The following is a 15,350-nucleotide window of genomic DNA, read 5'->3' on the forward strand; positions in this document are numbered from 1 at the left end:
CGGCACACATCCTTTACCTGGCGGCCGCCCTCAACCTGCTTCAGCGTGGCGACAATCTGACTCTCGGTGAACTTGCTCTTGCGCATCGTCGGTCTCCTTGGTGGCTAGTGTGCCCGGAGACCTCTAACTATGGATGGACCAATTTTACGGGGAGTCGACAACACCTGCTGCAGGCCGCGCTCGCCGTGCATTTCATGACGCTGGCCAGCACGGCCGTGGCCACGACCATCACGCAATAGATCAGCTCGACCTTGCCCTTCATCTTCATTGACTCCTGCAACGACGCGACCAGCGCTGCGTCATGCGTGAAGCCAGTACCATCCAGCTTCAGGACGACAATAAGGGTTTGAAAAAATCTTGATAACTTCCTACTCATGATCAATACGCATCATGCGCATGACGTACCGGCCTCAGCCTGACCGAACCTTCCCCAGCTTTTGTTCGAAGTACGCAAATGACTGTTCGTCGGATACAAGAATCACCAGACGTGTTCTTGCCCTCGTACACGCAACATAAAGATCTTCTAACGTGAAGTATCTTTCACCGACTTCCGGCGAAATAGCATCCACGACAACCACGCAGTCGGCCTCGATTCCCTTGAACGCCTTGACCGTGGAAAAAAGTGCCTTGCGGGAGTGCTGAAGCTCTCCGACATCCTCAGTCAAGCCGATACCGTGGCCAATCGAACTACCAGACATCGCCGAATCTGCCATCACTCTCGGGCTAAGGATAGCAACGCTGTTGTTGGAATCTTCCTTCCACTCCTTTGCGAACTGGAAAGCGCGATTTGCCATTTGCTGCTTTCCGATCTTTTCGACGACGACCGCAACTCCGTCCGGCATGCCTGGCATCGACGCAACTTCACTCCCGACACAGGCATTCGTCGCCTTATTGATAGCCACGGTATTCCGGCAATTGTGCGACAGCCTGTACAAGACATCGGCATCAACATCCTCTTCCGCACTCCGCTTGTACAAATCCTGCCGCCTATCCATAAATGCCGCCCATCCTCCCTTGTTCTTCTTGAAGGCTTGAAGGGCAATAAGCTGGTCTTCACTGAGATCCTGCGCTTCGTCCACGATCACGGCATCAAACTTTTCATCGTCGTCCCATGCCGAAACCTGATCGAATACGGCATTCGGAAGTATCGTGCGGAAGAACTCGTCTAGAGACCCGTTCCCTCTCGCGACACCTGGGCAGGTCTTGCCAAAAAAGCTATCCACACTCTGAATATGCTCCTTGAGGCTTGGATTTTTCAGCCGCAATGATTCAGCTAGCTTCTTGTTGTAACAGGCGTAAAGCCCCTTCCCGCCAGCGTCGATTACTGACTGCAGATGCCACATGGCCAGAATGGTCTTCCCGGAACCGGCGGGTCCAGCCACGGCGACGGAAGGCAACTCAAATAGCCCCTTCAGGGCGCTGAACTGCTGGTGGGTCAAGCGCTCGATGGCATCCTTGTCTGCGCTTACCTCCTTGGTGCCATCGGCAGGCACGATACGGAACTCCGAGCTGGTCAGCACCTTCGCTGCAGCCTCTTGCACGCCTGCGGTGAAGTTCTTGCCAATGCTCTTGCTTCCCTTGGCAAGCAAGGCACCTCGGACTTTAGCCTGAAGTCGCCCCATGTCTTGCCTCGTGGCTAGCATAGTGCCATCAACCAAAGCCGGAACGGCGTTGGCATGGCCATTGGGATAAACCACTAGCCAACCAAACAAGCCGGGGAATGAATCCTTCCATCCGTTGGCGTCACAAAGGAGACGCTTGAGTTCATGCGCATTTGAAGTTGCTTGCTCCACCGGCGAACGTCCAAGGTCCACCCAGCATCCAGCTTCCAGGCGTTGCCAGCCCGACTCTGTCACCCTTATCTCGCGCGATCCTTTCACCTCGATAATTAGCATACCGAGATTAGGCACCAGAACCACGACGTCAGCCTCCCCGTCCATGACCGGGCCATTTTCCTTGCGCTTGGCCCACCGAACGCCGGGTATAACCAACCAATCCACCGGAGCCTGGCCCTTTAAGGCGACTACGACTTCCTTTTCGGCAACATTCAAGGGCAGTGTGCCAAATACCTTTGCCACTCGTTAGCTCCCATCTTTCTTTCTGGCGACGACGGCAATGCCATAGCCAGCCGCTTCGGCCAACTTCAAGTGCCCGTCATCCACGCCAATGCGCTTGATCCGGCGGCTCGTGCCGGCAACCGTCACCTGCAAGCGATAGACGCCGCCATGACCTTCGTGGGTAGCCAACCAAGTACCGGTTTCACCGCTAACGAAATTGACGTCCTGCGGGCCTGTCTTCTCCCATAACATGTCCCCCCATTGAAAAGCATCGCCGGGCGCCAAGGCCATGATCTCCTCGAAAGTCATACGCGTCTGCATGGGCACGGCAAGCCTGGCCACTCTCCCCGTCGTTCGCGATCCATTAGTCAAGCTAGATGCCGTATCGACTAGAAACGGTGGCTTCTCGCCCAGAAGCTGCGAGCGCACCCATGCCATCCGCCTCGACAGGTTAAACGTATCCACCAGGCAAACCTGCTTGCCCCCCCTATCACTGGCCACAGCAATCAGTTCGGCCACGCCGTTAAGCCGTCCTGAGGCGCTCGCCCACAGCGGATGAATGATGCCAACGAACATGTCCCCTGTGGTCCATCCTGCAACCTTGCCTCCTTCAGGTTGCGAACCCGGGAATGCGCTGCAATAGGCGCGTGCCAATGCCGAAGCTTGCGCCATGAACGCAGGATCCATGCCAGGCGCATGGCTTTCGTCCTTCAAGCAACGAAGCAAATTCAGACCCAACTCGCAATCCAACAAGCCGTGTATATGCCGATTACGGAAACCTTTTAGCAGTCGGTCCGGCGTTCGCCAGCTGTCACCCGACTCATTTGCCTTCCTCTCCTCTACGACTCGGCGACCGAATTCGCCATCCGCGTCGAGGCAATCATCCAGCAACTCCATCCAGTGGTCTCCAGCCCATGCAACGATGCCGGCGCCATTAGCATGGGCATCGGCAAGGTATAGCTCGCCCTCGCCCGGCTGCAACCCGTGAATGGACGCAATTTCGATATCCATGGAATCTACGTCGAGCTTCAGAGCAATAGCTCGCTGCAGGATCGTGGCAGCGGAGTACCAAGCTGCGCGATGGCGTGTCGAAGCATGAGGCATGTCCCAATCAAAGAACTCGATGCCATCTCGTGCTTCCGAGCTAATCGCCAAGATGTCGGTTATCTTCGGCGAGGACAAGGCAACCCTGTACCCGCCGATATTCCCAGACTCATCAAGTTTTAGGATGGATTCAACATCATCATGCCGGTTCAGCCACTCCCCCTTGGATGACTGGATGCCTCTAGCCGCTTCGAAAGAAAAAAGGCGACTCCCTCCTGCCTTGCTTCTCCCGTTCGTATTGATTCGCATGACCTGCTGTTGTCGACCAAGGGAAACGTACGCACCAGCAACTTTATCTCTCGTGGCATCTGAGCGAGCAGGCGACGCTATCGTGGTCCTGCCAGATCGACCAGTGAAATCCCCCTTCCTCGGCTCATGGAATTTCAGATCGGTGGCGTACGCCCTTGGCACCACGGCGGCATATCGCCACGCCATTCCTCCACATGCCGGATTCAAGCAATCAATCTGGTCATGATCGAGATTCCCGTGTAAATCATTCGGGATACGCTTAACGAACAAAGCCTTGCACTTCTCGCAATGAACGTACTCATATACACCGAGCACAGCCTGATTGACGGCCTTCCATTCCTTGCCTCGTTTCTGTACGTCGCCCACAAGCGCCAATGGCCGCAAGGTCCTCTTGTCCCAGGTGCGCTCGGAGCCTGGAGCAAAGTCAGCCACGGCCTGATCAGCCTGCCTATCCAAGGCCATAGCCTTTCCGCTGGCTCGGTCCAGATCAAAGTACAGCGGCTTGACAGTCGTTGGCATGCCAAACATGGGTAGGATGCCTGCCTCGGCTAAGCGTGCCGCCAACGTCGCGGCTGTAAAAACTGGATTTCTGCACGCTTCTCCAAGCCTATCCGGCAAATCCAGGACACGCTTGGCTAAGTCATCCGGGCTGATATCGCTTGCGGCGCTCAGTACGTTTGCGATGCTTTGGATTCGCTGTGTCTCGTTGCTCATCCAAGCCATAATCTCTTGCACCAGATCGGTCGGATCATCCGGAACCATGCCCATCTCGCCATGTGTATCCGGATCTTCCGCCGTATCTACCCAGGCGATCTTGTTCCCATCAAGGAAGAATCTCCGCAACAACTCCTTGGCCATCAGGCGGTCGGCTAGAACCTGCTGACCCTTGGTCATCGCCAGACCGGGCTGTGGCGGCACCCCACCCGTCATCTCCCCGGGATGATCGAAATGCAGGCGATCGTGCGTCTGTCCACGAGAATAGGTCAACACCACGGCAAAGGGCTGACCTGCACGACCAGCGCGACCAGCACGCTGCTGGTAGTTGAAACGCTCTGGAGGCATGTTCGCCTGCAGCACTGCCTGTAGAGAGCCGATATCCACGCCGACTTCCATTGTCGTAGTCACCGACAAGAAGTCGATCTCATCCACCAGTGGCATGACATCGCGCTCGCCAATGTCGCGGACCTTTTCGCGATCAAGGAAGATGCCACGGAAATGCCGCTGGCGCTGGGCCTGGTCTTGCGTTTGACCAGTCAGCTCTTCCGCGTGTAGCCGGAAAAGCTCACCCTCGCCACCATAGTAGTGGCCCGCCCGAACTTCGTCGCTGGTGGGTCCTTTCGCCTCCGCTGCTAGGTCATGGCAACAGCGGGAGCAAATACCGGCAGACGCGTGCCAATGGATCTGCATGCAGCGCTCGCACTGCCAACTACCATCATCACCACCAACGACCTTGACGTACGTCGACATCAAGTTGACTACGCCCCACTGGTGACCGGCACTCTTGAGTGCCCCGCGTACCGCGCCCCGGATGGTCTCGAATCCAGCCCCAGACTTCTTGGAGAGAGCTTCAAGATAGGAGCGAACCCGCTTCTTTGCCGCGCCCCAAGACCTGTCATTCGGGGAGTCATCTTCCCACTCTTCGTCTGGCTGGTTGCCCCAAGGGCTTGGGTCGATCTTGTACTGCTCAGTCAGAATACGAAGTACGGAATGGCATGCCTGGGCGAAGCTCTCAGCCTTCACTCCGGAGGGTGCCTTGCTTCCAACGCCCGGCCCCAGGCCCAAATGGCCAATGCCACGCGCTTCCAAGTCGTAAAGCAAGCGACCTGACAATGCACCCCAAGCCCGCTTCTTGAGTCGGCGATTCAACTCCTTGGCTTCTTCCTCCTGAGTTTGCGATCCTCCGATACGGCGCACATTGCCCGCCATATCAAGGACAGTCGTCCAATCCCGCGGCTTGTTCTTGTCCCCAACGATGCGATCGTGATACGAGGCGCCTCCTGGATTTGTTCCAAGTCCCACGAAGTCTTTCCATAGAACAGGCAACGCCTCATCGCGATTGGGCTGCGCGAACAAGGAATCGAGAGGCACCCAACCCGGCTTGGCATTTGCCAAACCGTCTAACTCCAACTGGAAAGCGGGGTCAATTCCCCGACTTTTCTTCCGCTCGGCAATCGCAATAAAGTTGTCAAGCGTGCTTCGAATATCCCGCGGAACTTCCAGGTTCGCGAGGATTTCGTCGGCCTGTTGAGCATGGCCGTCGTCAATCAAATCCCAGAACTGCTTTTTCAGAAAATCCAGGCTCAAGGATGATCTTTGCTTCAGCTCGGAGTGCAGCATGGTGCGGAGCAGGTGGCCCCAATGCTCCGTCTCCACGTCCAAGGCTAGCTTCGCTGCTGACTCGCGACTATCCGAAAATGCCACTACCTTTCGCCTATCCCCCGCCGGGAGCTGGCCAATCAGCGAAGTCGCCAACATGTGCGAGACCTTCGACAAGCCGGTCGCGAACGCGCGAATCGGAGCTAAGCGTCCTCCACGTTTCTCGGAATAGTCGATGCCGCAATTTGGACATCGCTGCGGCATGGCAGGAATCTGTCTCTTATACACATCTAGATGTGTAGGAGAGACAGCATCCAGAGTGACTAGGCCAGCATCCTGCTGGATTCTAGCCATCTTCCACTCCGCCTTCCGCTTGATCCCGGACCCTCTTTCGAAGCCGACTTGATCCCAAGCTCCATCGGTACCCGAGCCATCCTTGCCCATCCATACAACCCCGAGGGAGTCATACGCTTTGGCGTCGGTACGCCCATCAGTAGAGCGTTCCGGCAGGCCATCAAGATCCGATGGCAGCGCCGTTAGCTCGAATCGCGTCTTGGTTCTCCTCGCCGGGCCTTTGGTTGTCTCCCGGAATTCGGTCTTGTTTCCGCAAAGCAGCTGGGTTCCGCAACATTCGCAATACAGAACTTCCAGTACCCGGCCCATTCCTTGGCCGCCGGCGTTCAGGCTTGGCTCCGGGGAAAGCGTGCCGACCAACCGACGCGGATCCTCCGGGATGTCTAGTGGCCTGATAGTTGCCCACAGCCCGTCGATGTTGCGCGCCATCCAATGGAACCGGAAGCGCGGCAGGGCGCTTTTGAAAGTATCCTTTTCCGAAACCTCGGCCAGCATCAGGAAAAGGCCCTCAGCGGCCATGCGCCTGTCCTCCTCCCCCAAGCGCGGAAACCAGAATCCCGCCACGTTGACCAACGAAGTCGCTATCAACCTGTTGCCGTGAGAAAACGGGGCAAGCAATCGCTCTTGCCATTCCCATTCTTTAAGCAGCCCACTGGCGGCAATCGCTGGCTCCTTCCATTGCCCAGTGTCGTATGCGGATACAAGGCCAATCATCTCCCGTGCGACTTCGTCACCAAGATCAGCCGAGCTACCAGGCTCAAACTTGGCCTCCCCCTTTTCGATGTGGAAGACTGCCTTAGCCTCTTCGCCGCGACCGATACCGAAGAACTGCCCGAGAAAATCGTAAGCCTCCTCGCCTTCAAGCGATGCACTGGACGCAAGAATGCGCAGTTGCTTATGGCCAGGCGAAAGCCCCAGCCGATCCAACAGCAACCTAACCAAATACGCTACTTCCGTGCCCGCCGACTCACGATACAAATGGAGTTCGTCGACGACGAGTTGGAACACGTGTCGCTGGTCCTCGGCGAGCCAGACTTTGGTTGCCTCGAAAATATCTGCATCGGCCGTATCGTTGGCATACTGGGGATGCTTATGGCGCATCAGCATGATGGAAAGCATGCTGGTGTTTGTGACTAGAATATCCGGAGGGTTCTGCTGCATCTCCCAGCGGTGGAACATCTCCCCGGAGTTGATCGAAAGATTCGGCACAAATAGTCGAGCCTGGAGTGCTTTCTCGTATCTGGACTTTGCTCCCTTCACCTCACCCTCGAAAGGCCTGTCTTGATGGCCAACGGGGAGTGCATTTAGCTTTTCGGCCAACGATTCACATTCGGCCTTCCTTCGGACGACCAAGGCGTCGATTGCCTCGCTTTCCAATAGCGCCTTATCTATGGCGCCGTTGCACTCGTCGATCTTGCTTTTATTCTTCTGTCCGCTTGTATCGATTGGATGGCCAGAAACCGGCGTACTTCCGTTGTATCGACCAAAACGTATCCGATTGCCCCCCAAAACCTCGTCCAAGGCCGTCCGGACCGGTGAAGAGTCCAAGGCTTTTCGCAATCTGGACACTTGATCCTCTACCAATGCGTTCATTGGGTACAACACAAGTGCTCGCACGGCAGCCGTGCGCGACTCCCGGCGCAGGCAATTTCTTTGCACCTGATACCGGAGACTTCTTTCTGGCCATGGACTGGCAAAGGGTTTACAAGCAGCCCAAAGGTCGACCCCCTCTCGGATGATCGTCCCCAGCACTGGCAACAGGAAGGATTCGGTCTTACCCGAGCCAGTACCCGTCACCACCACGCAGTGCTTTCCCGCCATGGATTCCATGAGCATGCGCTGCTGGTGTTTGTACAAGGGAAAATCGCCGTCGAAGAGTCCGGCACCGACGATACGCTTGAATGCATCGACACCTGCTTCGTCCATGCCCGGAAGATCTCCATTTTCAAGATCCTTCAGACTCTTCCCGGAGGCATATGCGGGAACGGGCTCCAAATAGGCGTCCTGAAACAGGACACCACTCTTCTTGAGCAGCGCCTCGCGATCCAACTCGAAGCTTCGAGAATTAGTCTTGAACGCGCTCTGGATATAGAGGCGAATGCTTTCCTTGATGCTCTCGTATGCCTTGACTGGGTTATCCATTGCCTTGTCCTTGTCTTACTTGCCTTTCGACGAAATTGCCTTCATAACGGCAGTCGGCACGTTGTCATAACGCAACCAGACCCCATCTCCAACGCCCTGACAAAGGCCTTCGTCCAATCGAAAGAGCACCGTATCAATGTGCTTTATTCCGAACTTTATGTCACTTCCGTCTTCCCATGCATCTAGGCGATATTCGACGGGCGGAGAGCCGCTGCACAGCAGAAGCGCGCGATCAATCACGATGGGAAGTCGCAACTTGGCTGGCACATACAGGTACCCTTTTTCTTGATCATGGAAGACAGGGGCGCGACCAAAGCCTCGCGCGACATAACCCATCGCGATCCATTTCGACCACTGTTCGTCAAGCGCAAATGACGCTCCTTGCCGCGAGACAAACATATTTCTGTACCATCCCTTGCGCCGCGCGTCCTCAAACTTGTAAAGAACGGCCTCCTCTCCCCCCTCAGGAGGGAAAGGATGCCCGGATTTGATATCCACGTAGCGAATGGCAAGTGGATCGAACCGCCTGAGCCCCATGAATTGGATGGATTCACTGAGCTCTTTGGTCTCGGCCAGCATCGCGGAGCGGACGTCGCGTTCCATGGCAGCCCAATTAGCAATGGCTAAGCCTTGCATTGGCAACACTTCCAGGCCGATCGGATCCAGCCGTTGCTTCAGCAAGGTCGTCGTCATCTTGCTCCTCAGCCTCAAGACCGGGAGTGTGCCCTCTTCACTGAGGCCGAAACTGTTCTTGAGAATTTCCCAAGCCAAAGATTCCTCGCAGAGGCTCCCCCATTGGCTTAGGTTCAACGTACCAAGCAATCCCAGGACATCCCATCCATCGACCTTAAGGGGCATTATGTAGGCTTTCGCGGGCACGGAATGGACATGTTCGATGCCGCCGTCCTTGCCACGCTCAAGTTCAACATAACCACGCCCCCAAAGATCGAGGAGCACTTTCCACGGTGCCTGAATGCTCCCCGCCCTTGCTAAAAACCTGTCGAGCTTTGACTTGGCATGCCCGTATGAATAGCCGCCCGTGTTGGCAAGTGAATCCAGGAACAGCAAAGCTGGGTTGTTCCTAACTTCTTCAAAGGTTAGTGGCTTCCCTACATCCAGACGCGACCTCGAACTCGCTATTACTTCGTTACCTTGCCCCCTCTCGTGCACGCGTACGAGATGTTCTGGCAGTCCCCCACGCAGTCCCTCTACGCCCTTCACGATCCTTCCGAGTCGATCCATGCAAATTTCGCCATCCTCCGCTGTGGATGCAGCAGCTTGACTACGGACACCCAACGAGCAGCTTCCTCTTTCCTTGCCGGTTCCATCCAGTACGAAAAACTTGAATTCCCCGCCTTCCTCAAACTCAGGCGGAAGTCCGTAGCATCTGGTAACGACAGCATTCCCGTGACGTTCTGGCGGCCCGGGTCTTGTGAGAGGGGTGTAGGAATCTTGCTCCAACTCAAGATCGTCGCGCCCTGCAACTCCAACCCGCCAGTCAGGCGGCCCTCTATAGACAACATTGGGTAGGTCGTAGTGCAAATATTCCCCCTCGTCCTTGCTCCCACCCTGCAACACCAGCAACCTGAGTCGCCTGCCGCTAGGCTCCACGATCGCGCGCTGCTCGTCCGTTAGGCGCTCGCAAGCTTCCACGTAGTACATCGCCCAACGAGATGGCAAACCTTCCATCTCGTCAAGCTTATACCGACTAGCGTCGGGGCAAGTAGAAATGAACATTGCATGCGACTCATCGCTTGCGTCCGGAAACAAAACAACCGCCGCGCCATACTCGGGCCATCCGCTGTCCCACAACTCGTAGTTCTCATCGCCATTCTCCGTAAGCACTCTGGCTTCCCGGGCCCGGTCGACAGGGAACGAGCCGCGCAGAGTCTTCAGAGTCCACGAATCCTGCATTAGGAAGGATTTCGACTCTTCGACGGAAAGCGGCAAGGCCCATCCACCGAGCCGGTGGCGCCGCATCGACACGCTCGTCGGCCAGGCCTTGTCGCCCGGCTTGCCCAGTGACTGGGAGTCTTCGACCTCGTCAAGGGCGATTGCCTCGTCTTCAATACCGATAATGACCCGCCACGGAAGTGACTCACCAGGGCCGAGCGTGAGCCCGAATTTCACTCCACCTCTTTTCTCAGCGCGCTTGCCTGCCCGACTCCTCCTTGCTTCGTCGGGACTAATCTCGCGCCCTTTCCACTCACCATGGACATCAACCAGCCGCGCTTCGAGTACGTCCTTGTAGTCAGGATCAAATGCCGCCTGGCGCAGCCCCCTCGATACACCCGAGCTATTTGCGCGAAGCCCTTCCAGAACATCCCCGAACCTGATGGCAGCTTTCCCCCGCCCAACCTCCAGCCCAAGGCGTTCGAATATTTCGTGCAACACCAGGATGTCACGTGCGGCAATCATGACCTGGGACTTGGCCAGACCAACAAACTGGTGCGCTCCTAGACTACGAAAAGTGAACTTTCCGTAACGCCCGCCAGTGTCTTTTGTCCACTTCTCCAGGTCTGCCCAGGCAACTTCGGTGCGGCTCATCTGACTAGAGCTCCAGTTCGGAGGAAGCCCGAGATCTTTGCGCAAACGCGCGTAGTAGCCAGCCACGTCGGCGACGGCTGCACCTCTTGCTAGCGCTGCCAGGTACGGAAGGTAGGTCGGGGCGGAATTTTCAATCGCCCCACCTGGCATGAACTCGCAATTGTGTTTGCCCGGGTCCGTGTATCCCAACGCTCGAGACGCACTCTTTCTGCGTCGCTCCACGAGCTCCTGCAATCTCGACTCAAGTGTCGGCGATTTATGCTTCCACTTCCAATCCGGGCCTGCCTTGACTGCTTTAAGGAATCCCGCATCCCCGCCCAAGCCATCACCTATTTCATCTAGCACATCAGGCGGAGTGCCGATGAAGATTTCCTTGCCTATCCGCCCCGGCCAGAAAAAGTGCTCCAAAAGCCGCAGGTTCCAAGCTTCGAATGTATTCATCTCCACGATTTAGCAATTCCCTCCCCACATTGCGGAGCATCGCCGCGCCTCCGCGAAACAACCGAACAAGCGGATCCATATCCGCACCACTTGGCTACCTACGATCTATTTCCACGGAGAATGTTGGCTAGATGTTCGCCGATTGCCCGCCCCATTGGCACGGGCACGGCATTCCCAATCTGCGTGTACTTCGGCAGTTCCCGAAAATGGATTCCCTCAAGCGGGTTACCTGCGCGACGAAGCCCACCTGTAGTCCGCTTGCCCTTGAATTGGTACCAGTCAGGAAACCCTTGCAGGCGAGCCCATTCCCGGACAGTCAATGTGCGGGGCTGCTCGTAATGCACGTAATCATCCGGTAACGAAGTTACCGTGATCGACGGACCAGTCGCCCCCCACTCTCGCGGAAGCACACGTTGTGTAAACTTCCTTGTCGCCTCGAAATCTTTGCCATCGATCATGGCTTTGAACTTCTTGACTACCTCGGGGTGGTGTTTGCTGTATTCGTGCTCGGTTACCGGCGACCCTTTTCCGGCCACGCTCTTACCATCGGCAGACGTTCTGAACTTTCGCTGCGTTTCGCCCATGACTCTTGAGGGATATTCGGTCGTCTTTCCACCACTTTTTTGATGATGTGGATCGACGAGGTCCCCCAATAGCTCAACAATTGACGGCCATGATCCGGGACGCCCGGCCGGCAGGAACCCACTCGATATGCCAGTTCCATCTATCAAGTCGATTTCCTCATTTCGCGTGACGGACCCTGCTATGTCCTCACGAATACCGACGAGCATGATCCTAGGCCTATTCTGCGCAACGCCATAGTTCTTGGCGTAAACCAACTCCGCAGCGAGCTTATATCCGCCGATATTGACGAAGGCCTTCTTTACATCCTTCCATATCTCTCCGTTTTCGCCATCGAAAGTCCAGCGCCCGGTCAGAAGGCCACGGACGTTCTCAAAAACGAAGGCTCGCGGCCGAAGATGGCTGATGATCCGTGCCATGTCCTTGAACAGGTGATTCGACGGCAAATCTTCCTTGGCTACGGAATACGAGCGGCGATGCCCAATGCCTGAGAAGCCCTGACACGGCGGCCCTCCGACTACGAGGTCAATTTCACCATGGGAAATCCCGAATTCGGACTTGAAGCTACTTTCGAGTCTTTCGAGGTAGTCTTTCCTCGTCATCTTGCTCGCATCGGTCGAACAAAATGGATTTGTCCATTTTTCTTCGTCCAGCCCGCGAGCGAAGTGTGGATGTCGATCTTTTCGATTGAAGACATACGTGCCGCGCGCGTTGACGTTTATTTCATTGACGAAGATCGGGGTAAAGCCCGCTTGTTCCAACCCAAGGCCAAAGCCGCCGCAACCCGCAAACAAATCCACGACGCTCAAGAAGTTCTTACGCAAGCAAATTCCCCAGAGTATCAATGCCTAGCCACAACTCGTGCTAGCCAGAATTCGCGAAACCAGCCTGGCTAAGGCCACATTCCGCATCCTATTTTTAGCCAACTGGCATTCCCATATACGAATGACCCGCCACCCTTCCCGTCTCAAAAAGCGATGATTCCGCTTATCGCGAGCCTTATTAACGGCCACCTTGGACTGCCAGAAGGCCGGATTCGTGCCAGGTATCCGCCCCTTCTGGCACGAGTGGCCATGCCAAAAGCAGCCCTCCACGAACACTACCGCGCCGTATTTTGGCAGGACCAGGTCTGGCCTGCCAGGCAGGTCGCGGACATGCAAGCGAAACCTAAATCCCTTCCCATGTAGAAAGCGTCGGACCAGCATCTCCGGTTTCGTATCTCGGCTGCGGATGCGCGACATTCTTTCGGTCCGCTGTGCTGGCGTCATGATGTCAGCCATTGCCGTGTTCTTCTCCGGATACCCACACCCGAAGCATGCCCCCAACGACTACGTCACTAGAGCGAGGAAACACCCTGACAGGGAATTGACTGAGCCCATGAGACTGACGGCACAGGGGCGCCTCACAGGCGATCGAGAAGCCAATTGATCTAACCGGCGCGACGTATCGGAAGAACATTGGCGTTGAGCCTCAACGAGTCCAGATAGTCAGCCCACGCTTGCATCATCTTCTTCCGCTCAGCAAGGTGCGCGGTGCGGTTGTAGGCGCGCCCGAGCGGATCTCTGACCGCATGCGCCAATTGATGTTCGATGTAATCCGGCCGAAAGCCTAAAACCTCATCCAGGACTGTTCTCGCCATGGCCCTGAAGCCCTGGCCAGTTATGGTGTTGCCGTCGAAGCCAAGGTTCCGCAGCGCCGCATTGATCGTGTTCTCACTCATCGGGCGCTTCGAGCTCCTAACCCCCGGGAAGACAAATTCGCTCCGACGGGTGAGAGGCCTCAGGTCCTCGAAGATCTCTTTCGCCTGGGACGCGAGAGGCACGATGTGGGGTGTTCTTGTCTTGCTGGCAACAAAACGCCACTCCGCCTTCTCAAGATCGACGTCCTCCCACCGAGCCTTTCGCAACTCCCCAGGCCGCACGAAGAGCATCGGTCCCAGCTTCAACGCCGCCAAGGTCACGGGCGATCCCTGGTAGGAATACATTGCCCGTAACAGATCAGCAATCCGGGCAGGATCGGTCATGCTCGCGAAGTGCCTGGTCTGGGGTTGCTCCAACGCTCCGACCAGGCTGTCGGCCGGGTTTGATGTCGCCCGTCCAGTGGCAATCGCATAGCGAAACACCCGACTAGCAAGCGAGCGCGTCCGGTGTGCTGTCTCGGCAACGCCGCGCTTCTCCAGCTTACGCAACGCTGCCAACAGTAACGGTGCCGTTACGTCAGTGACCGGAATATCGCCGACGCTCGCCAGATCCTTCTCGATCAGGCGGCGCTCACGTTTTACCGATCCGGGCGTCAGCCCCTCCTTGGTTCGCTTCTCCAGCAGTTCAATGGCGACTGCACTGAAGGTAGATTCGGCGCGCTCGGTCTGTGCGGCTCGCTCAATGCGAGCCACCTGGGCCGGGTTGGCTCCGCCCTTGACCAATGCCCGCAGCCGGTCCCGCTCGGCTCGCGCCTCTCCGAGCGACATGATCGGATACTCGGCCAGCGTGATCATGCTTGCCTTGCCCAAGTGGCGATAGCGATAGCGCCACACCTTCGTTCCAGAGGGACGCACTTCAACGCACAGGCCATTCGTGTCGGCGACACGGTAGGCGTCTTCGCGTGATTTCAGGGAGCGCAGCTTGGTATCGGTCAGCATGTGAGTCAGGCGATTGTGAGTCATCAAGCATGGATCATGCCCGCTGACTCATAGCCTGACTCACTTCGATCCCGGATTCAAGTGGATCAGCTTGGACCGTGGCGGACCAAAATCCCCGCATTTTGCCGAATTTTTCGGGAATCACTGGATTAAACCGGACGACCTTGGATTGCTCTGTGGTGGGCCCACCAGGATTCGAACCTGGAACCAAAGGATTATGAGTCCTCTGCTCTAACCGTTGAGCTATAGGCCCGGCAGGGTGGGTGACGAAATGCGGCGCATGTCGGACCGTCCAGCTGAGGCGAAAGTTTACCTGTCCGCGCGCATCGCTGTCTGCTGACATCCGGCGTCAATGAGCCGAAGCGTCCGCACCCACCTGCGCGTGCGCAGGCCCGCACAAGAAAGCCCGGCGCAAGCCGGGCTCTTGAATCTGGACGCGATCAATGTGTGTGCTGCGCACCATTGGCGGTGCAAGCTCCGGAGCTACAAGCGCCTCAGCAACAAGTGCCTCGGCAATCCCGAATCCGAATCCGAATCCCCACTCCCGACTCCCGACCTCTACGCCACCTCAAGCTGCGCATCGATCACCTGGCGGCCCGCACGGAATCCCTGCGCGATGGCTTCCTGGTAGGTGTCCCAGCCCGGCCCCCGGCCACCCATGCGTGGCTGGCGCTTGCCGCCCAGCGCATACACATCGACCCAGAGCGTCCACCTGGCGCCCGGGGACGCCTGCTCGGCGCGTACGCGAATCTCGTGCTCGCGGTAGGTGGTGGTTTCAAAGCGGCTTTGCCTGCTCATACGACGGCCTCGTTGCATTCCTCGGTCAACTTAGAAGTCACGGCTAGAACGTCACGTGAGCCTGGAAGAAACAGCGGTTTCATGTTGCGCCGCGGTCCGGCTTCGTCGCCGAGGCGTGAATG

At 56.9% G+C, this 15,350-nt stretch carries 7 protein-coding genes, 1 tRNA gene and 1 pseudogene; all 9 read right to left on the reverse strand.

Annotated features, from left to right (window positions below; genetic code table 11):
- Positions 1-86 (reverse strand): transposase (locus C0541_RS21450; RefSeq protein WP_221177204.1); only part of this gene is annotated, 86 nt, incomplete at its 3' end.
- Between the two features lie 324 nt (positions 87-410).
- A complete protein-coding gene (locus C0541_RS18465; protein WP_115050808.1) occupies positions 411-2,078 on the reverse strand; it encodes a nuclease-related domain-containing DEAD/DEAH box helicase in 1,668 nt (555 codons plus the stop codon).
- Between the two features lie 3 nt (positions 2,079-2,081).
- The gene (locus C0541_RS18470; RefSeq protein ID WP_115050809.1) at positions 2,082-8,222 is read right to left on the reverse strand and encodes a DEAD/DEAH box helicase; all 6,141 of its coding nucleotides are present in this window, start codon (positions 8,220-8,222) and stop codon (positions 2,082-2,084) included.
- Positions 8,223-8,237: 15 nt separating this feature from the next.
- Positions 8,238-11,210: a hypothetical protein gene (locus C0541_RS18475; protein WP_153065004.1), complete on the reverse strand. Its 2,973-nt coding sequence runs from the start codon at positions 11,208-11,210 to the stop codon at positions 8,238-8,240.
- 98 nt (positions 11,211-11,308) lie between these two features.
- Complete coding sequence (locus C0541_RS18480; RefSeq protein WP_115051158.1) at positions 11,309-12,616, reverse strand: DNA cytosine methyltransferase; 1,308 nt, start codon at positions 12,614-12,616, stop codon at positions 11,309-11,311.
- A 24-nt stretch (positions 12,617-12,640) separates the two neighbouring features.
- Positions 12,641-13,072 (reverse strand): DNA mismatch endonuclease Vsr, encoded by a 432-nt coding sequence (locus tag C0541_RS18485; protein WP_115050813.1) that lies wholly within the window; start codon positions 13,070-13,072, stop codon positions 12,641-12,643.
- 149 nt (positions 13,073-13,221) lie between these two features.
- Positions 13,222-14,430 (reverse strand): tyrosine-type recombinase/integrase, encoded by a 1,209-nt coding sequence (locus C0541_RS18490; protein ID WP_115050815.1) that lies wholly within the window; start codon positions 14,428-14,430, stop codon positions 13,222-13,224.
- Positions 14,431-14,607: 177 nt separating this feature from the next.
- Positions 14,608-14,683 (reverse strand) — tRNA-Ile (locus C0541_RS18495).
- A gap of 305 nt (positions 14,684-14,988) precedes the next feature.
- A pseudogene (locus tag C0541_RS18500) lies at positions 14,989-15,302 on the reverse strand (DUF6566 family protein).
- Between the last annotated feature and the right edge of the window lie 48 nt (positions 15,303-15,350).

The sequence above is a fragment of the Xanthomonas arboricola genome, from assembly GCF_003353015.1.
GTDB classification, from domain to species: Bacteria; Pseudomonadota; Gammaproteobacteria; order Xanthomonadales; family Xanthomonadaceae; genus Xanthomonas; species Xanthomonas arboricola_E.

Coding starts and splice junctions, on each gene's coding strand:
- C0541_RS18470 (WP_115050809.1), bottom strand. CDS start 8,222: ATGGATAACCCAGTCAAGGCATACGAGAGCATCAAGGAAAGCATTCGC.
- C0541_RS18475 (WP_153065004.1), bottom strand. CDS start 11,210: ATGAATACATTCGAAGCTTGGAACCTGCGGCTTTTGGAGCACTTTTTC.
- C0541_RS18485 (WP_115050813.1), bottom strand. CDS start 13,072: ATGGCTGACATCATGACGCCAGCACAGCGGACCGAAAGAATGTCGCGC.
- C0541_RS18490 (WP_115050815.1), bottom strand. CDS start 14,430: ATGCTGACCGATACCAAGCTGCGCTCCCTGAAATCACGCGAAGACGCC.